Raw genomic sequence first — 24942 nt, 5'->3', positions numbered from 1 at the left:
TAAAGGATGTAAGGGAATGGAAAGCAATGGCTAGAAGTATATTTACTATAATTTTTACAACTGTTTTTTCAATGGTATTAATTCTCATTATATTCATCGGCAGATCGCTTGATTAACCTCTTTCAACTAACTGCTTCGTCGGTTGAAGGAGGTTTAATCTTTACTAAAAAACGCATTAACCTCTTTGATAGAGCTGGTTGAAAGTCTGTAAATAGTGTGAGTGTCTTTTGTATTCATAATAGTTCCATTGTCTTCTGAAATCCAAAGGGAATACGATTCTTCACCAATGCTGAATTTATGCTGTGGATTTATCATATCAACAATTCCTGGTTCCTCGGTCGAATCTTTTACAGCTTTACTGAATATAGCTATTTCATTTTTTTCTTTTAAATCTAAATATCCCGTTTTTGTTTCTATTTGTTCCTTTTGAGAACAACCTACTAGTAAAGTTCCTAATATAATAAATAGTATTGATAACTTTTTCATATTATCCTCCCTTTCCAATAGTAGACGTACATTTGTCAAAACCGTTTCACAATACAGTTCTATTAACGGAAGAGGGCTGTTAGCATTATTGAGTTATTTTCTTTTCAAATGAAGTTATTGATAGGTCTTCCATCACTTTTGTTTCTCCAGTTTTTAAAAATCCGTTTTTTTCATAGAAATAGATTGCTGGTGCATTTCTAGAACCCGTTGATACGATCAGTGTTTCTATACCTTCTCCGACACTTTCAACGAAATCCAATAACTTCTGGGCAATTCCTTGTCTAAAATGCAGTGGGTGCACCATTAACCGATGAATATCAATTAGACTCTCTTCTACTTTTATAGAAATGACTCCACTTAACTCTCCATCCACATAGTATCCATAAAATGTTTCTCCGCATTGTTGTAATGTGCTAACAGAATCCCTTAATGGTGGGATGTCGTAGAAATTTATCAACTTCGCCTCTACCTTATAAGAAGGGATTTGAACGCTTAATACCTCTTCAGCAAGTTTCGAATTTGTAATATCTATTTTTGTAATCAATATTATCCTCCTTTTATATCAGTTAAATACCACGTCTGTTGATTGACCCTGTATTTGCATAAAATACTGGTGTATAGGGCTTGGAAAAATGCAGTTTTATTTGAAAGAAATGAATAGATCACTTTCTATAGAGACTGTATGTGCCCGAAGATGCAATTTCGGGCACTCTTGCACGTTGCACAAAGCGTTCCTTGTTTACTTTCGGTAAAAATTATACAAGTATTATTGGCATACTTTATAGAAAGTGACACTTCTTTAAAAATAAAAATGAAAAAACCATAGAGAACGCTTCAGCCGCCAAAATTGCATCTTTGGCGGCTTTTATTCATGTAGGAAGCTCCTCTATTCTTTCGTACCAAAGAGCTTTAGCACTTCGAGTACTTTTGCATTTGGAGAGCGACGGATGAAGGATAACCATACGATTACCGAAAAAATATGTAGGGATGCGACAAAGTCGCATCCCTACATATTAAGACACTTCGGTAATCGTATAGAAGTCGTTCTATCCAAAGCAATCCAAAGACAACTATACACGTAGCGCCAGTAGATGATCATGTTATTCACTAGATTGATGGAATTCTTTATGTCAACATCTAAAGAAAGACTTTTTCAGCGGCCACTTCATTTACAGGAGGTTCTTCTTCATTTTCATCACTTCAATTACTTTAGAAACCGTAAAGAGTAACAACGCTGACCAAATGAACGCGAATGATAGTAATTCTATTTTCCCAAAAGTTTCTTCATAAACGACAACTCCAAAAAACAGCATCATCGTTGGAGCTATGTATTGTAGAAAGCCTGCCATATACAACGGAATTCTTTGTACGCCTTTTGCGTACATAATAAGAGGTAGAGCTGTTGCTACACCTGTAAAGACTAGTAGAATGTCAGTCTTTATATCAGAATGTAAGAATACTGCATCGCCTTCCATGAATAGCCACACATAATAAATGACCGCAAACGGAACAATGAAGAACGTTTCAATTGTCAACCCGCGCAGTGCATCTAGCTTAATTTGCTTCTTAATAAGACCGTATATAGCAAACGTTATAGCCAATGTAAATGCTAGCCATGGAAACTTACCGTACGACACAGTCAAGATTGTGACTCCGGTTGCCGCCAGTAAAAAAGCAACTTGCTGCGCTCTTGACAGTTTTTCTTTCAAGAAAAATATTCCTAATAATACCGATATTAGCGGATTTATGTAATAACCAAGACTCGTTTGAACTATATAGTCATGATTCACAGCCCATATGTATACGAACCAGTTCATAGAGACAAGTGCCGAAGCCCCAAATAAAGCCCAAAAATCCTTTTGCGATGCCCAAAGTGTTTTTATGTCTTCCATAAGATGACGTCCATTTTTCATAAGAAGAACAACTAATAGAGTCAGGACAAATGCCCACACAATACGACTCATTAATATTTCAGCACTTGCAACATGCTCAAGATTTTTCCAATAGATTGGCATAATCCCCCAAATAAGATATGAACCCACAGCCCAGAGGACACCACTTTTTTCCGTTTGCATTATGACGCCCCCATATATTTTGATTATCGAAATAATAACTTAAGTATAGACCCCATAATACGTTGCGTAAAGATGAGATTATTTAGCACTATAAATAACCTAACTGCAAATACCAATAACCGCTTAAAAAGTCCGGAATAATCCGTTCTTAAAAAGCGGTTTATTTTCTGTACTAATTTACTGTTGTTCTTGCTTCCTTAATTCAATCCGCATTATTTTTCCTGAAGCAGTTTTCGGTAATTCTTCCAAAAACTCAATTTTACGCGGATATTTATAAGGAGCTGTTAGTGTCTTCACATGATCCTGCAATTCAGCAATAAGACCTTCTTCATTTTTCCGTTCGGAATCACGTAACACCACGAACGCTTTGACGATACTCCCCCGGACTTCATCGGGACTTGCTACGACCGCACATTCACGCACTGCGGGATGTTTCGTCAAGGCATCTTCTACTTCAAATGGCCCAATTGTGTAGCCGGAACTAATAATAATGTCATCTCCCCGACCTTCAAACCAAAAATAACCATCCTCATCCATTTTTGCCCGGTCACCTGTTATGTAATAATCACCCCGGAACTGCATCGTTGTTCGTTCTGGATCTTTTAAATATTCCTTAAATAATGCTGGTGTTGAAACGTGCACCGCGATATCTCCGACCTCCCCGATAGCAGCCCGATTCCCCTCATCATCGATAATTTCGACCTTATTACCAGGAGTTGGTTTCCCCATAGAACCCGGACGAGCCTCCATACCAAGCATAGTTCCTACAAGTAATGTATTTTCCGTCTGTCCGTAACCGTCTCTTACTGAAAGAGAAAAGTTCTTGTCAAAGATATCAATCACTTCACGGTTAAGTGGTTCACCAGCTGAAACTGCACTGTAAATCGAAGAAAGATCATAATCACCTAGTCTTTCCGCTTTCGCCATGAACCTGTATTCCGTTGGTGTACAACATAATACATTCACTTGATACTTGCCAATCAACTCTAAATAAGTGGTTACATCAAATTTCCCATCGTACACAAGCCCAGTCGCCCCACTACCGAGTACTGATAGGAAAGGTGTCCAAATCCACTTTTGCCATCCTGGTGCAGCTGTAGCCCAGACAACGTCACCTTCTTTGATACCCAACCAGCTTGCTCCTGTTGTCCGTAGATGTGCATATCCCCAGCCATGTGTATGAATGACTCCTTTTGGTTTGCCTGTCGTTCCCGATGTGTAGGATAGAAATGCCATATCTGAGCTTTTCGTTCGTGGTGCGGTAAACTCGTCTGAAGCCGTTTCCATTAGGTCAGTTAATGAAAGTTGATTTTTCTTCGCCTCTCCTACAACGAATAGTTTGACATCCCCCATATTTTTCACTTCGCTAAATTGATCGGTGAATGCATCGAACGCAACGATTGCTTTAGCATCGCTATGTGCTAATCGATACTCTATATCTGAAGTCCTGAGCATTTCAGAACTAGGGATAACTACCAGTCCTGCTTTAAGTGCACCGATGTACGTTATATACGCCTCGATTAGCCTGGGTACCATAACGAGAACTACATCGCCCTTTTCAAGTCCATTCGATTTAAAGACATTAGCTGCCTTATTCGACATACCAATTAATTCGTCATATGTAATTTCTTTCTTGTCCCCATTTGCATTGACGTAAATGAGTGCTTTTTCACCTGCGCCAGTTGCATATCTCTCAAATTCACTTACAATATTATACCGTTTCGGTGCAATCAGTTGTTCACGATTCATGCAATCTCCCCCTTCTATGTATTACCCAAGTATACAAACAAACGACCGATAATTCAAAACTAATTAACTTTTCAATATTAATTCAAAGGTGATTTTTACTTAAACAGTCTATAATGATTAAAAATGCGAAAAGCTGTTCCGGAATATTACCGGAACAGCTTTTCATAAAAACAATTATATTTAGTAACCCTTCATTTGTTCTTGAGCCTGTCGCACTAAGCGCTTTGTAATTTCTCCGCCGACGGATCCGTTGGCACGCGCTGATGCATCTGGTCCCATTTGTACGCCGAATTCTGCTGCAATTTCATTTTTCATTTGATCAAGTGCTTGTCTTACGCCTGGAACTAATAGTTGATTCGAGTTACCACTGTTGTTGTTATTAGCCATGATTGCCACCTCCTTATGCATTTAGAATGTGCTAGATGTAGAATTTCATGCAATATTTTATTTGGTAAAGTTTGTTAATCACTTTGAAGCAGTTTAAACGGCTGTACTTTTGTTTACACTGTAGAAACAAAAAGTTGTGTTGAAGATTACCAAGAACAATTTTTACTTAAAAAATTATTTTTGGTACCCGTTCATTTGTTGTTGCGCCTGACGCACTAATCGTTTTGTAATTTCTCCGCCTACGGATCCATTGGCACGTGATGATGCATCTGGTCCCATTTGTACGCCAAATTCTGCTGCAATTTCATTTTTCATTTGATCAAGTGCTTGTCTTACACCTGGAACTAGTAACTGATTTGAATTACTACTGTTGTTGTTCGGCATGTTTGTCACCTCCTTGTGCACATAGAATGTGCCGTTTACAAAATTTTATCCATCTAACTGCTTTGGTAATTTTAACCAATTTATCGAAACTGTTTAACCATCTACATTTTCGCTTACACTATATATGCGAAAAGTTGTTCCAAACAGCTTGTCATATAATAAATTTTATTTGTTGCCATTCATTTGTTGTTGTGCCTGACGTACTAATCGTTTTGTAATTTCTCCTCCAACGGATCCATTGGCACGCGATGCTGCATCTGGTCCCATTTGTACGCCAAATTCTGATGCGATTTCGTTTTTCATTTGATCAAGTGCTTGTCTTACGCCCGGAACTACTAGCTTATTCGAATTACCACTGTTGTTGTTCGGCATGTTTGTCACCTCCTTGTGCATATAGAATGTGCCAAAGAATAAAATTCATGCGCGAGCACTAAGTGGGAAATTAATCCAAATATTATAGTTTAGTTTAATCAACCATCATTTTGCTCACACTGTATAAGCAAAAAGCTGCATCAGACAATGTCCGATGCAGCTTTTTTTGTTCTTATATTCGATTGTGTTCCAGTTATGAATTGTTAAATACAGCTTTATGCATATAGAATGTATCTCTATAGAGATTTCATGCAGGTGGTCCATACGAGATTATTTACATTCTTTAAAGTAAGTTCTCAAATTCGTCGTCCTGTTGAAGCGGCAACTCAACTGTTGTTCTCTTTCCTACTGCTTCTTCAATCATTGGCTCGAAATCAGTGAAACTTTCGTAATAAGCGACTTTTTCAAGCTTCGGTTTTGTTTTCGGGTTTGAAGGCGAGAAAATTGTACAGCAATCTTCATAGGGTCTGATTGATATTTCGTATGTCCCTATCTCTTGGGCAATATCAATAATATCCAGTTTGTCCGTTGCAATGAGCGGACGCAAAATAGGTGAAGAAGTTACAGCATTGATAGCCGTTAAACTTTCAAGAGTCTGACTTGCAACTTGTCCTAAGCTTTCTCCTGTTACAATTGCAAGTGCACCTTCTTCTTCGCGCACTTTATCAGCAATTTGGAGCATTAATCTCCGCGTTGTCGTCATTGAAACATTATCAGGTACTTGACTAACAATCGCTTGCTGGATTTCAGTGAATGGTATTATATGAAGCCTAACTGCTGCTCCGAATGAACTTAACTTCTCCGCAAGGTCTATCACTTTCTTTTTAGCTAAATCACTTGTGAACGGCGGACTAGCAAAGTGAATTGCATCAATCGATACACCACGCTTCATCATAAGATAACCTGCAACTGGGCTGTCAATGCCGCCTGACAACATAAGAATTGAATGGCCATTTGAACCTACTGGCATACCGCCTGCGCCTTCATACACTTTAGCTGTTATGAAAGCTCCTTCTATTCTAATATCGATGTGCAATACAATATCAGGTTTTTTCATTTGCACAATAAGTTCTGGGAAGCTACGTAATACATGCGACCCAACTTCCAGCTGCAACTCATTCGTCACAAGCGGAAATCTTTTATCCGTACGTCTCACTTCAACTTTGAACGTTTTGCCAGCAGTCTCATCTGCACCAATGATTTCTAGAGCTTTTTCTTTAATCGCTTCAAGCGTCGCTTCACATTTTGCTACCGGACTGAAAGATTGGATGCCGAAAATATGCGGCAAACGGACTATCGCTTCTTCCATATCATTTTTGTCTTCCGCAAAAAGAAACATACGATCACGTTCTGGTTTAATGATGACAGTTTTCAAATCACTCAAAGCATCTTTAATATTGTTTCTTAATTTCTTGACGAATACATTCCTGTTTCGTCCCTTTAATGATATCTCTCCATAGCGTATCAATAGTTCGTTCCATTCCATTACTTATTTCCCCTTCCAAGCAGTTCCATGAACCGTGCAAATACTTGCTCGAATTCGACCACATGCTGTTCAATATTATTTTTTCCAAAGCTAATACGAATTACTCCGTTTTTAAACTTTCCGTTTACACTGATTGCCTCTATAACATGACCCGCAGTGCCATTTTTCGATGAACAAGCACTAGACGTTGAAATCGTTATGCCGTTTTCTTGAAAGAAGTTAACAGCGACTTCCCCTTTTACTTTTAAAAATGCTACAGCTAAAATATGCGGCGCTGCCTTATCAGGGGCAAGCACACGAACATTTTCAAATGGCTCGATAAACGTTATAATACGATTTCTCCATTGCCTGAAGTCCTTCTGCTCAACATCGGTCGCACTCATCCGGACTGCCTTTGCCAAAGCCACAGCATCTGCTACAGATACGGTACCGCTACGTATTCCTTTTTCCTGACCACCGCCATAATTAATTGGTTCAGGTGTAATTCCTTTTCTTAATGCGAGTATACCCGAACCTTTCAAGCCATTAATTTTATGAGCTGAAATCGTTATTGCGTCCGGACCGTCACCTGTTAACGTAACCGCTAGTTTACCGAAACTTTGAACAGTATCCGAATGAAATAGCGCCCTTGAGTTCTCTTTAATGACGCGTGCACATTCAGCGATTGGTTGTATTGTGCCGATTTCATTATTAACATGCATGATGCTGACAAGTATTGTATCTTTCCGAAGTTTACTTTTCAACTCTTCGACAGAGATCATTCCTTGTTCATCAACCGACAAATAATCTACTTCAAACCCTTGCGTCTCTAAATATTCCATTGAATGAAGAACAGAAGGATGTTCAATTTTTGTTGTGATGAGATGGTTACCTCTGGCTTGCAAAGCACGTGCAAAACCGATAACCGCCAAATTATTGGCTTCCGTACCACCCGATGTGAATAAAAGTTCTCCGTCAGGTGCACCGAGAATCGATAAAATCTGTTCTCTCGATCGTTCAAGAAGCGTCTCGGCTTCCTTCCCAGCAAGATGTATTGAAGCGGGATTCGCAAAAAAACGCTTGTTCACTTCTATAAAAGATGTAAGCACACCCTCATCAGGAGCCGTTGTAGCGCTATTATCAAAATATATCATGTTAATCTTCCTTTCATTTCACGAAAAATCCATTACGCCTTGGAGTAATTGCGTCCAAATTTCAAATTGCGCTTGTGCAATAAACTCTTTTCAAAACTTGTGACATCCGCCGACGGCATAACTTGAATCAGCAGGGAGTTTGCACCCCATTAATTTATACGTATTTTAGCATTCATCCCACCACTTATAGAAGCAAGGGACTTCTGTAGCTGAAGCTCCGCTTTCAGTACAAAAAGATTTGCTGATTCAAGTTAAATGCGTGACAAAGCCACCTGCATTATATGCCGGTGGCTATTTGTAGTCTACTCTTTAACTCAGACGTTTTCTTTCACAAGTTCTTCAATTCGTTTCATAGCACCCGGTTCCATTTCTTCAACCGCTGTTGCCGCTTCTTCCAATGCTTTTGCATAACGGAATTGTCTGAAAGACTCTTCCGCATCTAACAAGCGGGCGTGAACTTCCGGATTAGATGCACGGTACCTGTTTCCGTATTGGATGATCCACTCAATTAGCAATACATTCTCAAGCATTTCTTCAACTTTCAAGGTGACATCATCTACAGCTTTCCCCGCATTCTCTAAATAAGAATCGACGAGACTCATATTAAGGGGTACTTCCTGTAAACTTTGTGTCACGATATAAATTTGTTCATCGGCCTCTTCAAGACGCGCTTCCATATCATCTGGTATACCAGGAATATTTCCCTTATGTAGCATACGTTCCGAATTTTGCAATTTACGCGACAGTTCTTCCAATTTAGCCCGAACATTATTTTCATCAATTCGCAAGTTTTTCATACGATTTGTGAAACTTTCCTGTTCATCAGCTATTTGTTCTAGTTCTTCGGAAATGGATTGCAACTCTTCCTGTAATCCCGAATAAGCAGATACTTGTTCCTCAAGCCTATAAATAAGCACACCAAATCGTTTGTCGAGAGAACCTAACTTTTTGAGAGCCAGTTGTGGAATTTGTGCTTCTTTTTCATCTAGTCGATAACTTTCTTGAACAAAAGCTGCCTCGTCTGAAGTTTCTCTTGTCAAGATCGTTATTACGTGAAGCCTCTCAGCAATTTGGTTATAGTGTTCGTCTACATAATGCTTTGCATTCACTTCATTTTCAAGCGCATCATAAAATGAATCAATGCGATCATTTATTTCGCTTGTACAATGTTGAACAGATTCAATTTGAAGATCAGCCATTTTTACCAACAGTTCTTCGAGATCAAGCTCAATTGTTCTAAGTTGTTTTGTTAATTCTAGATGTTGCAAATAATAGGACTGTTCTTCCATCTCTCTCGTCCCATTTCGTAGTTCACGAATCGATGCTGGAATTTTGCTTTGTATTTCAGAAAGCAACGATGGAATTTCGTGGATCAACGTAAAAACATGATCTCCCTTTGCTGATAATGCCATAACAATTTCGCGCGCTAGCAAATAATTGCCATTTGCAGTCAACTCGTCGTATTCAACGAATTTCGGGTTAAATGACTCCAGTTCTTTTTCCAGCGGATTCGCTGTCATCCCAAACGAATGTTGATGAGCGAGTACCGCTTTGCGAGCGGCACGATGCTGCTCTTTTAATTTTTCCATTTCGATTCGGTTTTTCTCTTCACTGCCAACGAGTTCGTTTAACTCATGCAAAATGTCATTCATTTTTTTATCGCAAAATCGGATTTTCTCTTGAATTTCCTTCTCTAACTCTGTTGCTTTTCTAAAACGGAAACGATCGACTACATCTTCTACATCAAATAATAATGTATCAATTTTCGGCATATGTATGTCTATCAATTCTGTCCATTCTCTGCGCCAACGCTCGAATTTTTCTTCGGTTTCACCAGTCATGTTCAATTGTTTTACTTTCGTCATCTCTTCCAAGATCGGTTTGTGTTGAATCTGCAGCTTCTCCTGCTCTAAACGACCAATTTCTTGGATATGTTTGCGCCTGAATAAAAAGGCGATAGTCGTCAATATGATAAGTGCTACAATAGCAATGATGAAGGTTGTCATCGTGGTCCCCCTGTCTGAGTCACTATACCATGATATTATCCTATATAGTACCACGTTTAAACCATTATAGTTGCGAAAATGAATGATTTATAGGGAAAAATCGGTTTTTCCCTATAAAAATCTACAAAAATTGTTTATAGACGTCCCATTATGTATACTAATCTAAAACAAAATGTTCTTAAAGGAGTGTTCTATTTGTTTCAAGGAATTGACTACGCTAATGATTTAAATGTAAAGTATCAACAACTCACAAGTCAATTAGACGCATTGCTGACAGGCGAGAAAAATATCTACGCCAACTTAAGTAACACGTCCGCATTACTCAATCAATTTTTCGACCGCGTCAATTGGGTCGGATTTTACTTAATGGATGAAAGTGAACTAGTGCTAGGTCCTTTCCAAGGTCTTCCAGCTTGTATACGCATTCCCCTTGGAAAAGGCGTCTGCGGAACAGCGGCTGAAACGAAAAAATCAATCATTGTCCCTGACGTTAATGCCTTCCCAGGACATATTGCATGCGATGCAGCTTCACAGTCTGAAATCGTCATTCCGATTATTAAAGATGGTGTCTTACTTGGCATCCTAGATATTGATAGCCCCGAGCTGAACCGTTTCACTGAAGCAGATCAAGCTGGACTTGAACAATTAGTAGAAGTTCTAGTCAAACATCTTTGAACAAGAAGCTGCCTCGCTCGCCAGACAATCGGTGGTCAAGGCAGTTTTCATTATCGCTTAGGAAGTTATTAAATCTGGACGGTAGTTATATTACACCAAAGGGATTTCACGTCAAGAATCCAGGCGCCTAACGCTATTCTTATGTTAATCCTGTTTCGTAATTGCCGTTTCCATGACCGCGAATGCCTTCTTGAAGTCAGCTATGAGATCATCTGCATGTTCAAGACCGACTGAAAGCCTAAGCAAAGAATCTGTGATACCCATCTGCAGACGTTCCGCCTCTGGAATAACTGAATGAGTCATCGTTGCAGGATGCTGGATAAGCGTTTCTGCGTCTCCCAGACTGACTGCAATTTTAATAAGGGAAAGGCTATCCATGAACAACTGAGCGCCTTCTTTTCCGCCCTTAATTGCAAATGAAATAAGTCCGCCTCCTGCTCTCATTTGACGTTTCGCTAATTCATATTGCGGATTATCTTCATCGAACGGATAATAAATTTCTTCAACAAGCTTCTGACCTTTAAGAAAAGCAAATATTCTTTCTGCATTCAAAGTATGACGTTCCATACGAACTGATAATGTTTTCAATCCTCGGATTAGAAGCCAAGCATCGAATGGCGATATAATACCCCCGAAATCTTTCTGCACGGACTTACGAATTGACTCCATCTCTTCTTTGTCAGCTCCAACGAGAAGCCCGGCTATGACATCTCCGTGACCGTTAATATATTTTGTAGCACTATGCAAAACGAAATCCGCGCCGATATCGAGCGGGTTTTGTAAATAGGGTGACAAAAAGGTATTGTCAACTACTACTCGAAGTCCATGACGTTTGGCTACGTTGACAACTGCGTGTAGATCAACAAGTTCCATTGTCGGGTTGATAGGCGTTTCAATATATATACAGACTGTTTCCGGTTTAATTGCTCGTTCAATTTCCTCTTCCGTCTTCATCTGAATAAGATCATGCGTGATATTGTATTTTTGATCTAACATACCAAGAAGTCCGAATGTGCAACCATAAATCCCTCGAGAACACAGAATATGATCGCCCGATTTCGTCAAGTAAACAAGAATCGTACTGACTGTCGCCATACCCGAGCCAAACGCAAGTGTGCCTTTGCCGTTCTCAAGTGCTGTCATACGTTCTTCTAACACGCGGACAGTCGGATTTCCGAGTCTAGAATAAACGTTTCCTTTCTCAGCACCTGAAAAGCGATTTTCCCCTTGCACCGCTGTTTCAAACGCAAAGGTCGACGTTTGGTAAAGCGGGGCCGCTAAACTTCCCTGATGTTCTCTGTCATCATACCCTTCATGGATAACGACCGTATCTTTGTGAAGATTTTTTTTGCCCATTTCCATCCCCCTTATGTTTTCAAATACTCTCATTCCTTCTCTATCAGTTTACTCTTCAAACGCAGTTAGAAGAAGGCAAGTCTGGTTTCTTTATGAATTACAGCTTGGTTTTTACCATTATTTTTTGCCGTATAAAGTGCTTTGTCAGTCTTCTGAAACAACTCTTTATAAGTTGAATACCCTTTCGAAGTCCAGTTATGCATCCCTATTGATACAGTAACCGAGGGTTCAGTCGTAGTAGGAATAAGTTGGACTAGACGTTCCGCAAATAATGCACCCTCTTGAAATTCTGTTAACGGCAAAAAGATAGCGATTTCCTCTCCGCCCCACCTTGCAGCAATCCCTTTGCTGGATACTTCTGATAGGATGGAAGAAGCAATCTGCTTCAACACATCATCCCCTGCTACATGACCATATGTGTCGTTTACATGCTTAAAATCATCGACATCTAATAGAATAAAGACACCCATTTCATCATCAGCAATGGACTTTTCAATAATATTGTCCACATAACTCCTTGTATAGAGCTTGGTTAGATGATCTTTATCGACAAGGTCCTGTAGCTGGTCGCGTAATACTGAGTTTGCAAGTGCAAGCGAAGAATGTCCAATTAGAGATTGCATTAGCTTGAAGCTGTCAAAAGAAAAGAAGTACTGTTCTTTATGCAATAATACAACAAAGCCTGTAAGTATCTCTTGATTCATAATTGGAATCGCAATGATTGAATCGTAACAATTAGACTCGTTCATTATACTGCTGAAGTTCGCATTGAATAAAGCTTCTTTCCCACTTCGCAAGTGTTTCGATGCAAATCCAATATATTTTTTTCCTGATTCAGTTCCAAAAAAATCCGTACTTAATTGAGAGATATCATAGCTATCTTTTTCATCGTAAAAAACGAACGCAATTTCAGTTGGTCGAAATGCTTTTTGCAATTGTCGTTTTAAAAATTCCGTCATTTCTCCAAATTTCATATTACTGTTTAATTTCCTAGACGTTTCATTGACTAGTTGTAAGTCTTCGATAACTCGGTGTGACTGATCATGTAGAATCGCTTTTTCCAGTGCACTTCCTGCTGCATTCACTACCCTACCGACAAAATTTTTCTGTGTCGATGAAAAAACGAAGTCAACTGGCGCTTTAATTTGCAACACACCATAGACACCTTGTCTTCCTTTGATTGGCGCATTAATCAACTTGCAGGACAAATCAGACATTACTTCGTTTGTCATTTCGCCTGATAAGAACGTATTCATTGTAGACGGTCTTTCATTAATGTAATCAATTAACTTATAGTTATGCGTCACTACTTTTTGATCATGAGATAAAAGTAGTCCCACATCGGATGTTGGGAAAGTTCTAGATATCGCAGAGACCACACCGTCCAATATTACATTACTTTGCATCGTCGAATTGAATAATTCGGTGACGCCAAACAAATGCCTGGAGCTTTTTTCTTCTTTCATTAGAAAGACTATCTTCCTGACCCTGTCTATGAGATGACACACTACTTTTTCAAGCTCGTACGAGTAGGGTGATGCACTGAAAGCACCCCATTCAACAGTAGATTTCAGAATCAACAGTCCAAGAGGTTCAGAGTTCAAATTTTGGAATAAAAGAAAGTCGTCTGTATAGTCGTACCCTTTTTCTCGCACTTGTGAAATTAAAGATGCACGGTTAACCTCTTCCCCAGTTTTCAATGCATCAAAAGTTATGACGTTTTCCCTCTTATAAACAGCTTTATGCCCTCTAAGAGGCATGAAAACATTATTTACATATACGAAAAAATCCGCTTCCACAATACAAAAATGATTCTTTAGTATCGGTTTCAATACCTCAAACCATCGCTCATAAGATTGCAAAGCAGTATCTTCGGCCCATAAATCCATCAAATCACTTTTAATTTTATACATTGTCAATTGATGATCCGTCACATAATCACCCCTATCCTTAATTTATATGAAGGTTCTAATTAATCTCACTTAATTGTAATACATTTGAACTATATACGCCAATACTTTATATAGATCATTTGACTTATTTCGTTTTTAAAGGATAGCGCTTGACTCTTACCTCTATAATTGTTATGATAAAACTTGTGTAAAATAGTTGCAGCAGTTGTGTGTTTCAGATTGTCCAGTCTATTCCTTTTTAAGGTGCATCGAGTAACTTCCTGGCTGCGGAGGCGAGGATGCAAGATGATAGAATGGCATTTGGATTGAACACATCTGGTTCTTATTTTACAACAAAATAAAACCAACAATAGAGGAGGAGTCTTTCATGGCTCGTTATACAGGTCCATCTTGGAAACTTTCCCGTCGTCTTGGGATTTCACTTACAGGCACTGGAAAAGAAATCGAAAAACGCCCTTACGGTCCGGGACAACACGGTCCTAACCAACGCATAAAACTTTCTGAATACGGAAAGCAATTACAAGAGAAACAAAAACTTCGTTTTATGTTTGGCGTAAACGAACGTCAATTCAAAACAATGTTCAACAAAGCTGGTAAAATGCCTGGTAAACACGGTGTTAACTTCATGATTCTTCTTGAGACTCGTCTTGATAACGTTGTATACCGCATGGGTCTTGCACGCACACGTCGTGCATCACGCCAACTTGTAAACCACGGCCATATCATGGTTGATGGTAAACGCGTTGACATCCCTTCTTTCAGCGTTAAACCTGGTCAAGAAATTTCTCTTCGTGAGAAATCTCAAAACCTTGATGTTGTTAATGAATCGCTTGAAGTGAACAGCTATGTTCCTGAATACGTTACATTCAACAAAGACACTAAAGTCGGTCAATTCGTACGTATGCCTGAGCGCAGCGAACTTGCAGCAGAAATTAACGAATCACTTATCGTTGAATTCTACTCACGTTAATTAATACGTGATGCAATCAGCAGTATCTAAAACCCCGGAAGTTGAGTAAAATCAACGTTTCCGGGGTTTTTTTCTATTAATTCCTATGAATCGGTTTCCTTTGAATTAGGGGACGCTTGGATGAGCCTTCCAAAACGCTGGCAGGCGCACGACTCATAACATAAAACAGCCACCTTCTCAATCGAGTTGGTGGCTGTTCATTCTATTATAATCATTCCGCACACTGCACACCTATAATTTCCGACACCGGAATCCTCTCAGTTCCAAATGGGTTATCGAGCACAATACTCTCGGACCGCAAATCATACACTTCTATTATTCCACCACGAGTCATTTTCTTTCCATTATTCCATGCTTCGATAATAGTCTGGCACTTTAGTTTATATGACACTTCCAGTTCATACTGAGTCGATTGCAAGTCCTACTCACTGAGCTCTGGTCGTTTTTCGTAATGATCCTTATCCATCCTATTTATCCAAATCGACAAGATTTTCTGGCAGCATCATAGCAGCCCATTTTCTCGTACCTCTATCACGAATATTTTCTAACATCTCATTTCACACTCACGATATTATTCATGTTGATTTTTATGCTTTCGTAGCCCATTTGCAGCGTCAATTTACCTTGTTGACCATCGATTTCTATAACGATCCCTGTAACTGACTCATAACGCTTTTGAGCATATATCGTAACTTCTACCTCTATATTGAATTCCTTTGATTCCCCTATTCTCTCGCTGATTTCAAGAAAGTCGGTTTCTGTTAGTTTCGGTCCTACCACAACCTTTGATTTCGGTGGTTTTGGGATTGCTGTCATTTTCATCATCCTTTCTGTACCAGTCTCTTAATTCCACTAGGTGTTCCCGGAACATCAGCGATATGGCCAACTTTTCAGCGCTCTGATCAATCACGTTGTAGTAGCTCCTTTAATGTTTTGATTTCCTGTCGTTACAAAGTACTCATTTATCAATTCTTCTGTCCGATTACGTAGTCTTACGTTCAGGTACCGCCGATGATCTACGTAGCCCCCGTGAATAAAAGTGTAATCGGTAAATGAACCGTCTTTTCCCTTTTTAATTAACTTCATGTTTTTACTTCTTGCATAAGTATTTGTTTCTTTTAAATCAGCCCGAACAGTCTTTAGTGCTCTTTCAACAATATTGATATATGGCCCTTTAAGTTTTAACGAACTTATCTCAATCGTCCCCCTATCTCTTTCCAAAATCTGAGTGATCATCGGTAAATAAATCATGTTCTCGAAATACGGTAATGCTTCTCCTGGGATTAACGGCATTAGATTACCCTGCTTTCTTTAAGTACGATGGGAACGAGTGCCAGCACATTAATAATAGTAAAAGTCCGCTTGGATTTACGTAGAAAACAGTATGCGCGAAATGATGCCTCGCCAATCTGTAATACATTGATTCTCCGCTTGCTGATTTGACCGTCCTTTGCTAAGTACATCATATCCAGGACTTGATTGTACTCTGCGGACTTAACTATCTGATTACGCACACTCGTTCCTCTTTTCTTTTCAGCATATAGAACTATTGTTCTTATTGCAACTGTATAGCAGAAATCATTAAATATTACCAAATAATCTTTTCACGTTTACTTTGGTAAGGATAAGTGAATTATGTATGTAAACCAAGAATAGATGACTGTGTCTTGGCAAATAAAAAAAGCGGCCTACCACAATCAAATCTGTGGAGGTTCCGCTTTTCTTTGAGTTACTTATTTACCGAAACCGTATACTGAACCGCTAACCCCAATACATCCGTATCTGTGAGTGTGTTATTTGCTAACTTCTCTGCCCATGATGCATGAGCCCCAGTTTCAATAGCTGCAGTTACGATGATTTGGCGATGCGCTTTACTCAGTAATGACGCTTCAGTCTCTGCTTTTATTGTTGGGTTTAAAAATTTCAATTCCTCATTCTCCTTTGGTGGCGGTACCTTCATCGGAGATAATACGTTATCTGCCTGTTTTGATAGAATCGAAAAGAAAACGAAAACCAAAAGAATCACACCGCACGGATTACGACATACCCACGCGACAATTCTTATCGGGCAAAAAAAATCGTTAAAAACTATTGATGATCGGTTGGGAAATACTCCGGCGATGATACTGGATGTTTACGGTCACTCGTTTAGAGAGTTAGAAATAGAGTCCGTTGAGGCTTTCAGTTATGCAATGAATTTGTAGATTTGGGGGAGGTATTGGGGGAGCTTTCGCATTTAGCCTCCTCGAATCCAACTGCCATCGGGGTTTTACTTACTGTTGCATATTACTCACGTTAATAGCATCTTTGGAAAAGAGCCCTTCACAGGGCTCTTTTTTTTCGTGATATACTGTACATACTACGAATTATGAGGTGTTAATATGAAACTTGTTTCGATTTGTCCAAGTAACACTGAATTACTGGCCTATCTCGGGCTTATCGATCAACTCGTTGCAGTTGATGATTTTTCTGATTGGCCAGAAAGCATTAATAGCCTCCCCCGTCTCGGTCCCGATTTGTCGATTGATATGGATAAATTAGAATTATATAAGCCGGACTTAGTGCTTGCCTCACTCAGTGTTCCTGGAATGGAAAACAATATCGCAGAACTCGAGAAGCGAAAGATTCCACACTTAGTGTTAGATCCGCAAAGCCTGGATGATATCGCAGAAGATTTGTTAACAGTCGGAAAAGCATGCGGAATTGAAGAGCACGCACTTCAAATTAAAGAGGAATATCTGTTATTTATTAAAGACATGAAAAAACGTGCTCAAACAGTCGAAGTTACTCCTTCTTTATACTGGGAATGGTGGCCAAAACCCGTATTTACACCCGGTAAGATTAATTGGCTGACTGAAATAAGCACTATTTCCGGCGGTTTGAATGAATTCCGCGACGTCGAACTTGCCAGTGTCCAAACTGACTGGGAGGATGTGCTAAAAAGAGAACCTGATTATATCCTTCTTGCATGGGTTGGCGTCCGAATCAATAAAGTGAAAAAAGATGTCGTTCTGAAACGGCCCGGTTGGAAAGAGTTAGCTGCAGTGAAAAATGACCGCTTTTCAGTAATGGAAGAAGAACTGTATTGCCGCCCTTCCCCACGACTCCTTGAAGGCGCTTTAAAATTAGCAAAAATGATACACCCGGAAGTATATGCAAATTTGGAGTTACCTGAGTGGGTTAGAAACGCGTAGAACGAAAAGGCTGTTTTCCCCTTCTTGATCGGGAAAACAGCCTTTTGCATTGTTATTTCGAAACTTCTTGAAGAGAGTTGTTACTTTTGCTGTGACAGTTCTCAACGTTGCCATCATAGTTTTATGACTTGCCGTGAAAATCCATAACAATAATCCTAAACTTTTTTTAATCTCTCGGTGCAATCGTCCCTTAGTAGAATGTCAATTGTTAGCTGACCATTTATTCTTTTATAGTTAAACGAATTTCACCATTTTGTAATTTTTCTTGCCGCGTCGAACAATTGTAAACGCATCTTCAAGACGATCTGTTGCGCTGACCTCGTAAGCTGTATCAGTCACCCGTTCACCATTTAATGAAATCGCACCATTTGTCACGTCTTCTCGAGCTTGTCGTCTTGATGGCGACACGCCAGAATCGACGATAAAGTCAACGATGTTTTTATCTTCTTTCGCCATTTCAAACGAAGGAACGTCTTTGAATGCGTCTTTCATTTCATTCGCAGTGAGTGTTTTCAAATCACCACTGAATAATGCTTTCGAAATACGGATTGCCTGGTCAAGCGCTTCCTGACCATGAATCAGACGTGTCATCTCTTCTGCCAGTCTAAGTTGTGCTTTCCGTAAATGTGGTTCTTCTTGAATCGTAATTTCAAATGCCTCAATTTCTTCACGCTCTATGAACGTAAATATTTTCATATATTTGACGGCATCCGCATCAGCTGTATTGATCCAGAACTGATAGAATTCATATGGAGATGTTTTTTCTGCATCAAGCCATACTGCTCCGCTCGCACTTTTACCGAATTTCGTGCCATCTGCTTTCGTAACTAGTGGGATTGTGATACCGAAAGCTTTCACTTCTTCTTCATGCGTTTTACGAATCACTTCAAGCCCTGTCGTAATATTGCCCCACTGATCAGATCCACCAATTTGAACTCTACAGCCATAATTATTGAATAAATGATTGAAGTCAATCCCTTGAATGAGCATGTAAGAAAACTCAGTGAAGGAAATTCCACTATCAAGACGTGATGCAACATTGTCTTTCGCTAGCATATAGTTAACGCCTAATAACTTACCAAAATCGCGTAAAAATTCGATGACGCTCATCGAACCGACCCAGTCATTGTTATTCACCATTTGCGCGCCATTTTCTGAATTGAAATCGAAAATCTGCTCCATTTGTTTCTTAATCCCAGCAACATTTTTATCAATCTGTTCAGTCGTTTGGAGCTGTCTTTCCTCAGAGCGACCTGATGGATCTCCAATCATACCCGTAGCTCCACCGACAAGTAGGATCGGACGATGCCCATGCATTTGGAAACGGCGAAGTGTTAGCAGTGGGACGATATGTCCAATGTGCATGCTATCCGCAGTCGGATCAACGCCACAATACAGAGAAATTTTTTCCTTGTTTAGCAAGTCCTCAAGACCCGCTTCATCCGTTTGTTGGTATAGTAAACCTCTCCACTTTAAATCTTCCATCAATTTCTCTTTCATCTTAACTCCTCCTGAAATTCAAGTAATAACGCACCGCGTCCATTGGGCGTCGTTGCACCTAGTACCTAAAGCTAGACAACAAAAAAGCCCTTACACGATTTTAATAAATCATGCAAGGACGCTAATTATCGTATTAACGCGGTACCACCCGGCTTGAGAAAAAATTCTCCACTCAAAACGCAATAACACTGCGCACGCGTCACACTCCAGAGCTGTAATTCATGATTAGTTTACCGAACAGCTTTCACCAGCCGCTGCCTCTCTAAACGGTTCCACAACCACTACTTCGACTCATTCAACATGTGAAAGTATATGTATCAATAATTCTAACTGATATTCCAAAGTTGTCAAACATTATTGATTGGCAGTTATGGAAATGTGATATAATAGATAAGATTTCAGGAGGTTGATTTTAGTGAGTAAACATCAAAAGAATCGAATTGATTTAATAGAAGAGAAGCTTGAAACGTTGAATAAAACGAAATGGGCAAAAGGGATGCGAATCACATCAGGTGTCACCTGGAACCTTTTTCTACTATTCATTATAGTGGGATTGACGCTTACTGTTTTTGCCGGTTCAGTCGGTGCAGGATATTTCGCTTCATTAGTGGCCAAAGAACCACTCCGCTCCAAACAGGAAATGCGTGATGCAATCTTCACTTACGAAGAAACATCCGAACTTTACCTTGCGGACAACGTCTATATCGGTAAAGTCAACTCTGATATAGAACGACGCGAGACAAAACTCGGGAACGTATCATCCCATGTTATAGATGCGGTACTTGCCACAGAGGATGAGTATTTCGAACAACATGAGGGCATTGTCCCTAAAGCAATTTTTCGTGGACTATTACAGGATGTAACGAACTCAGATAGCCAGACAGGCGGTTCAACATTGACACAACAGCTTGTCAAAAATCAAATTTTGACAAACGAAGTGTCATACGAACGGAAAGCAAAAGAAATGCTACTGGCAATGAGAATCGAGCATTTCATGACAAAGGATGAAATTCTTGAAGCTTACTTGAACATTATTCCATACGGACGTAATTCAAATGGGCAGAATATTGCAGGTATCGAGACTGCAGCTGGCGGTATTTTCGCTACAAAAGCGGTGAAATTGAATTTACCACAGGCCGCCTTCATCGCAGGAATTCCCCAGGCACCTTTTGCTTACACACCTTTCAAAAGCGGTGGAGGGTTGAAAGATGAAGAGTTCTTAAAGCCAGGAATCGATCGGATGAAAACAGTTCTTTTCAGAATGAAAGAAACTGGTTACATAACTGAACAGCAATACAAAGAAGCAATCGTTTACGATATTACGAAAGATTTTCGTGATCCTGTACTACGAGCGAATGAAAGATACCCTTATTTGACACAAGAAATCCAGAATCGCACCGTCGTTATACTCGCGAAAATCATCGCAGCAAAAGATGGCATCGATGTGGAACGTCTAGAACAAGAAAAAAAACTAATGGAAAAGTACTCCATACTTGCTACTCGTTCAATGAAAAATGATGGGTATAGAATTTACTCTACCGTTAATAAGGATCTATATGACAAGATGAGTGAAGTTGGTAATAATTTCGAACATTACGGATTCACATATACACGAGAAGTGAAAGATTCTGATTCTGGCGAAGTTGAGTTGGAGGAGGATCCGGTACAGGTTGGTTCAATTATGATTGAAAACAGCACTGGTAAAATTCTATCCTTCATCGGTGGACGCGGACATGAACATGAAGCACTTAACCACGCGACTCAAGCATATAGACAGAACGGATCTGCAATGAAGCCACTTCTCGTTTATGCACCAGCTATCGAATACGGTGTCATCGGAGCTGGAAGTCCTGTCGTCGATGTGAAATTTAATGTACAACAGGGGGACGGTTCCGTATGGTCTCCGAATAACTATACAAAAACGTTGGAAGCTGGAATTATCCCAGCGCGAGAAGCTCTTTCAAGGTCTTTAAACTTAGCGACAGCAAGATTATACCGAGATATTGTTGACAGACGACCCGCTGAATTCCTAGAAAAGATGGGCATCTCGAAACTTGTTCCTGGTGACTACGTCAACTTTTCCACATCATATGGCGGAATGGATATCGGGATGAGCGTTGAGGAAAACACGAATGCATTTTCAACATTCGCAAATGACGGACAATTTGTTGACGCTTATATGATAGAGAAAATTGAGGATACTGATGGCAATATCGTCTATCAGCATGAAATCGAACCCGTTGATGTATTCAGCCCTGAAACAAGTTATATCATCACAGATATGTTACGTGATGTTGTAAAAACTGGTGGGACAGGTGCTCAAGTTCCGCAAAATATGAATTTCAACATGGACCTTGCAGCCAAAACAGGAACAACACAAGGATACGGCGATGCATGGCTCGTTGGCTATAATCCCAACGTTTCTCTTGGCGTTTGGCTTGGATATAAAGATCGTACTCGAAGTCTCTATTATGGATTGGAAAAGCAAACATTGCACCCTTCAACACGGACAAGCATGCTTTTCGCTCGTATTATGAATGCCGCGAACGAAGTAGCACCAGATGTAATCGGGGCCTCTACAAAATTCAGTCGTCCTGACGGTGTCGTTGAAAAATCTTTCTGTGGCATTTCTGGTCTTGCTCCTTCTGTTGAATGTTCGGCAGCAGGGCTTGTGAAAACAGATTTATTCAATTCAAAAGCGATGTTACCCACAAAACCGGATGACAGCATCACCTCTTCTTCTTATGTATCTGTTAAAGGAACGAGGTACCTTGCACTTCCATCGACACCTAGCGAATTTGTATCATCAGGTGGCACAGGTGTTAACCAGTTGTTCATCGACCGTATGCTCGGGCCATGGAAAGGCGACGCTTCAAAACTGTTTCCAATGAACTCAGCTTTCGCGTCTCATATCGTGTCTGGGGCTATATTTAATGCCGACGATGTCGCTCCTGCACCTGTAAATATCGTTTTGAATGGAACGACAATAACGTGGAGCGATTCACCTTCCAATGATGTGATCGGGTACTACGTTTATGAAAATAATGTTAAAATAGGTACAGTTAGAGACGATTCTTCGAATACTTTTTCTGTCGGTACCGGCTCATACTCAGTCAAGGCTATCGATATTACCGGAAGACTTTCGAATGTTTCTAATACGGTCACCCCTGCAAGTTCTGAACCTGAAGAAGAAGTTGTTGAAGAGGAAGTTATCGAAACGCCTACTGAAAACATACCACCTGTCACTACTCCACCAACTACCACTCCGCCTCCTGGTAATGGGGACGGAAGTAATGGAGGTACGGTGCCGCCAACTGGCGGAGATGACGAAACTGGTGGTGAATAAAAAAAGAGCTTGTCCGCTATTGATAGCGGATAAGCTCTTTTTTGCTCGGCGTTAGTCTTCCATTGTCGACAGGTCACCTGTCGGCAAATTCAATTCCCAAGCTTTTAACACACGTCGCATAATTTTTCCGCTTCGTGTTTTCGGTAATTTATCCTTAAATTCAATCTCACGTGGAGCAGCATGTGCCGCCAATCCTTTTTTTACAAATTGTCGTATGTCCTCTTTTAATTCATCTGTTGGCTCAATTCCTTCATGAAGCGCTACAAAAGCTTTAATAATTTCGCCGCGAACCGGGTCTGGTTTACCTATAACCCCAGCTTCTACAATCGCAGGATGCTCAAGTAGTTTGCTCTCAACTTCGAAAGGTCCTACCCGTTCTCCACTCGTCATTATTACATCGTCGACACGGCCCTGGAAAAAGAAATATCCCTCCTCGTCGATATATGCTGAATCACCCGAAACATACCACTCATCATTGATAAAGTAAGATGCATATTTTTCTGGATTATTCCATATTTTACGCATCATTGCTGGCCATCCTTTTTTAATAGCTAAGTTACCCATATGATTTGGAGGCAATACATTTCCTTGATCATCAACGATTGCTGCTTCAATACCAGGAACCGGTTTACCCATTGATCCAGGTTTAATTGGCAGACATCCGAAATTGCAGATTGTTTGTGCGCCTGTTTCCGTCATCCACCATGTGTCATGAATGCGTAATTTAAACGCTTCAGACCCCCAACGGATTACTTCCGGATTAAGCGGTTCACCCACAGAAAGAATATGGCGTAGTGATGAAAGATCGAAATTGCTTAGTGGGCCTTCCCCTACTCCCATAAGCATTCGGAATGCCGTCGGCGCACTATACCAAACCGTGACACCATATTCCTCAATTGCTCCATACCAAGCATCTGCCGAAAATCTGCCCCCAAGAATCAGGCTGGTCGCCCCAGCAAGCATCGGCCCGAAAATACCATAAGCTGTGCCTGTCACCCAACCAGGATCTGCGGTACACCAGAAAATGTCCTCATCTTTCAGATCCAGAACCCACCGTGTCGTCTGCAATTGCTGTACCATCGCCTCCTGCACATGTACGACGCCCTTTGGTTTTCCTGTTGAACCGGAAGTATAATGCAGAAGTGTTGGGTCTTCTCTTTCCATCCATTCGACTTGGAAAGTTTGAGAAGCGTCTTTCATGTGCTTGTTGAAGTCAACAATTAGACCTTCTTCTACAACATTTTCTCCTACAATAAAGATTGTTTTTAAATGCGGTAATTTGTCGACCGGAACCCGTTCAAGAAGTTCAGGCGTCGTGATGATTGCAGTCGCTTCACTATCAGACAATCTGTCATAAACAGCGCCTTCCATGAATGCCTCAAAAAGCGGTCCGACGATAGCACCCAATTTTAATGCACCCAATAGCGAAAAGTACAATTCCGGTGAGCGTGGCATAAAGATGAAAATCCGATCCCCTTTTTCAAGTGGCGACTGGTTACGCAATACGTTTGCTGCTTTATTAGACATCTTTTTCATTTCATTATACGTATAGGTTTCTTTTCGATTCGCATCTTTATAATAGAGTGCAACTTTATTTTTTCGATAAGAGTCTGCGTGACGATCAACCGCTTCGTGAGCAATATTCATGAGTCCGCTTTCATACCAACTGAATTCTTTTTCTATATCCCCCCATTTAAAATCTGCAACTGTACGGTCATAATCTGCTAACTGATAATCCCCATGAACTGCGGGCAACGTTTTCATTACCATCCATTTCACCCTTTCAGAACTACAATATACTATCATTCTACCTCACTCTAAACCTAGTTGTCTAATTAATTTTACTTTTCCAACATTTTTAAATTTGTAGCAATCAACTGGCTATTATTTATCAATATTGTTGTATACTA

The 24942-nt window shown here is 40.1% G+C and carries 23 protein-coding genes; 5 read left to right on the top strand and 18 right to left on the bottom strand.

Annotated features, from left to right (window positions below; genetic code table 11):
* Nucleotides 1-153 precede the first annotated feature (153 nt).
* From FQ087_RS02185 to ezrA, 10 genes are all read right to left on the bottom strand, one after another.
* Entirely contained in the window at nucleotides 154-486 is a 333-nt protein-coding gene (locus FQ087_RS02185) for a YhfM domain-containing protein (protein WP_149578921.1), read from the bottom strand.
* 85 nt (nucleotides 487-571) lie between these two features.
* Nucleotides 572-1030 (bottom strand): GNAT family N-acetyltransferase, encoded by a 459-nt coding sequence (locus FQ087_RS02180; protein ID WP_149578920.1) that lies wholly within the window; start codon nucleotides 1028-1030, stop codon nucleotides 572-574.
* A gap of 625 nt (nucleotides 1031-1655) precedes the next feature.
* Nucleotides 1656-2561 (bottom strand): EamA family transporter RarD, encoded by a 906-nt coding sequence (gene rarD / locus FQ087_RS02175; protein WP_149578919.1) that lies wholly within the window; start codon nucleotides 2559-2561, stop codon nucleotides 1656-1658.
* A gap of 177 nt (nucleotides 2562-2738) precedes the next feature.
* Nucleotides 2739-4310 (bottom strand): acyl-CoA synthetase MbcS, encoded by a 1572-nt coding sequence (gene mbcS, locus FQ087_RS02170; RefSeq protein ID WP_149578918.1) that lies wholly within the window; start codon nucleotides 4308-4310, stop codon nucleotides 2739-2741.
* A 180-nt stretch (nucleotides 4311-4490) separates the two neighbouring features.
* Nucleotides 4491-4697, bottom strand: coding sequence for an alpha/beta-type small acid-soluble spore protein (locus FQ087_RS02165; RefSeq protein ID WP_149578917.1), 207 nt, complete (start codon nucleotides 4695-4697; stop codon nucleotides 4491-4493).
* A 174-nt stretch (nucleotides 4698-4871) separates the two neighbouring features.
* Nucleotides 4872-5081, bottom strand: coding sequence for an alpha/beta-type small acid-soluble spore protein (locus FQ087_RS02160; protein ID WP_149578916.1), 210 nt, complete (start codon nucleotides 5079-5081; stop codon nucleotides 4872-4874).
* Nucleotides 5082-5246: 165 nt separating this feature from the next.
* A complete protein-coding gene (locus tag FQ087_RS02155; protein ID WP_149578915.1) occupies nucleotides 5247-5453 on the bottom strand; it encodes an alpha/beta-type small acid-soluble spore protein in 207 nt (68 codons plus the stop codon).
* Nucleotides 5454-5736: 283 nt separating this feature from the next.
* Entirely contained in the window at nucleotides 5737-6939 is a 1203-nt protein-coding gene (gene thiI, locus FQ087_RS02150; RefSeq protein WP_149578914.1) for a tRNA uracil 4-sulfurtransferase ThiI, read from the bottom strand.
* Complete coding sequence (locus FQ087_RS02145; RefSeq protein WP_149578913.1) at nucleotides 6939-8072, bottom strand: cysteine desulfurase family protein; 1134 nt, start codon at nucleotides 8070-8072, stop codon at nucleotides 6939-6941. Before FQ087_RS02145 ends, thiI begins: the two co-directional genes overlap by 1 nt.
* A gap of 314 nt (nucleotides 8073-8386) precedes the next feature.
* Nucleotides 8387-10078: a septation ring formation regulator EzrA gene (ezrA, locus tag FQ087_RS02140; protein WP_149578912.1), complete on the bottom strand. Its 1692-nt coding sequence runs from the start codon at nucleotides 10076-10078 to the stop codon at nucleotides 8387-8389.
* 195 nt (nucleotides 10079-10273) lie between these two features.
* Here ezrA and FQ087_RS02135 point away from each other — a divergent pair, with 195 nt between their 5' ends.
* Nucleotides 10274-10753 (top strand): GAF domain-containing protein, encoded by a 480-nt coding sequence (locus tag FQ087_RS02135; RefSeq protein ID WP_255452119.1) that lies wholly within the window; start codon nucleotides 10274-10276, stop codon nucleotides 10751-10753.
* A 144-nt stretch (nucleotides 10754-10897) separates the two neighbouring features.
* Here FQ087_RS02135 and megL read toward each other — a convergent pair whose 3' ends face one another.
* Together megL and FQ087_RS02125 are read right to left on the bottom strand one after the other, a co-directional pair.
* A complete protein-coding gene (gene megL / locus FQ087_RS02130; RefSeq protein ID WP_149578910.1) occupies nucleotides 10898-12109 on the bottom strand; it encodes a methionine gamma-lyase in 1212 nt (403 codons plus the stop codon).
* 65 nt (nucleotides 12110-12174) lie between these two features.
* Nucleotides 12175-14043 carry a sensor domain-containing diguanylate cyclase gene (locus FQ087_RS02125; protein WP_149578909.1) on the bottom strand — a complete coding sequence of 623 codons (1869 nt, stop codon included), beginning with the start codon at nucleotides 14041-14043 and terminating at the stop codon, nucleotides 12175-12177.
* Between the two features lie 346 nt (nucleotides 14044-14389).
* On the opposite strand from FQ087_RS02125, the gene rpsD reads away from it, so the two are divergent.
* Entirely contained in the window at nucleotides 14390-14992 is a 603-nt protein-coding gene (gene rpsD / locus FQ087_RS02120; protein ID WP_149578908.1) for a 30S ribosomal protein S4, read from the top strand.
* A 552-nt stretch (nucleotides 14993-15544) separates the two neighbouring features.
* Here rpsD and FQ087_RS02115 read toward each other — a convergent pair.
* The 4 genes from FQ087_RS02115 to FQ087_RS22290 all read right to left on the bottom strand — a co-directional run bounded on the left by FQ087_RS02115 (nucleotide 15545) and on the right by FQ087_RS22290 (nucleotide 16919).
* Nucleotides 15545-15808 (bottom strand): YolD-like family protein, encoded by a 264-nt coding sequence (locus FQ087_RS02115; RefSeq protein ID WP_188006612.1) that lies wholly within the window; start codon nucleotides 15806-15808, stop codon nucleotides 15545-15547.
* A 90-nt stretch (nucleotides 15809-15898) separates the two neighbouring features.
* A complete protein-coding gene (locus FQ087_RS02110) occupies nucleotides 15899-16285 on the bottom strand; it encodes a YhjD family protein (RefSeq protein WP_149578906.1) in 387 nt (128 codons plus the stop codon).
* The gene (locus FQ087_RS02105; protein ID WP_149578905.1) at nucleotides 16285-16506 is read right to left on the bottom strand and encodes a transcriptional regulator; all 222 of its coding nucleotides are present in this window, start codon (nucleotides 16504-16506) and stop codon (nucleotides 16285-16287) included. Before FQ087_RS02105 ends, FQ087_RS02110 begins: the two co-directional genes overlap by 1 nt.
* Nucleotides 16507-16721: 215 nt before the next feature.
* Complete coding sequence (locus tag FQ087_RS22290) at nucleotides 16722-16919, bottom strand: hypothetical protein (protein ID WP_188006732.1); 198 nt, start codon at nucleotides 16917-16919, stop codon at nucleotides 16722-16724.
* On the opposite strand from FQ087_RS22290, the gene FQ087_RS02100 reads away from it, so the two are divergent.
* Both FQ087_RS02100 and FQ087_RS02095 read left to right on the top strand, forming a co-directional pair.
* On the top strand, nucleotides 16846-17196 hold the full coding sequence (locus FQ087_RS02100) for a tyrosine-type recombinase/integrase (RefSeq protein WP_149578904.1): 351 nt from the start codon (nucleotides 16846-16848) through the stop codon (nucleotides 17194-17196). The two genes, FQ087_RS22290 and FQ087_RS02100, sit on opposite strands and share 74 nt — an antisense overlap.
* Before the next feature lie 177 nt (nucleotides 17197-17373).
* Nucleotides 17374-18186 (top strand): cobalamin-binding protein, encoded by an 813-nt coding sequence (locus tag FQ087_RS02095; protein WP_149578903.1) that lies wholly within the window; start codon nucleotides 17374-17376, stop codon nucleotides 18184-18186.
* Nucleotides 18187-18420: 234 nt separating this feature from the next.
* Here the strand turns inward: FQ087_RS02095 and tyrS are convergent, their stop codons facing one another.
* Nucleotides 18421-19686: a tyrosine--tRNA ligase gene (gene tyrS, locus FQ087_RS02090; RefSeq protein WP_149578902.1), complete on the bottom strand. Its 1266-nt coding sequence runs from the start codon at nucleotides 19684-19686 to the stop codon at nucleotides 18421-18423.
* A gap of 415 nt (nucleotides 19687-20101) precedes the next feature.
* On the opposite strand from tyrS, the gene FQ087_RS02085 reads away from it, so the two are divergent.
* On the top strand, nucleotides 20102-23032 hold the full coding sequence (locus tag FQ087_RS02085; protein ID WP_255452118.1) for a transglycosylase domain-containing protein: 2931 nt from the start codon (nucleotides 20102-20104) through the stop codon (nucleotides 23030-23032).
* Between the two features lie 51 nt (nucleotides 23033-23083).
* Here the strand turns inward: FQ087_RS02085 and acsA are convergent, their stop codons facing one another.
* The gene (gene acsA, locus FQ087_RS02080; RefSeq protein ID WP_149578901.1) at nucleotides 23084-24802 is read right to left on the bottom strand and encodes an acetate--CoA ligase; all 1719 of its coding nucleotides are present in this window, start codon (nucleotides 24800-24802) and stop codon (nucleotides 23084-23086) included.
* Between the last annotated feature and the right edge of the window lie 140 nt (nucleotides 24803-24942).

It is taken from the genome of Sporosarcina sp. ANT_H38 (genome assembly GCF_008369195.1).
GTDB lineage: Bacteria > Bacillota > Bacilli > Bacillales_A > Planococcaceae > Sporosarcina.
The sequence above is the reverse complement of the archived record's forward strand: the minus strand, read 5'-3'. Positions and strand labels throughout refer to the sequence as shown.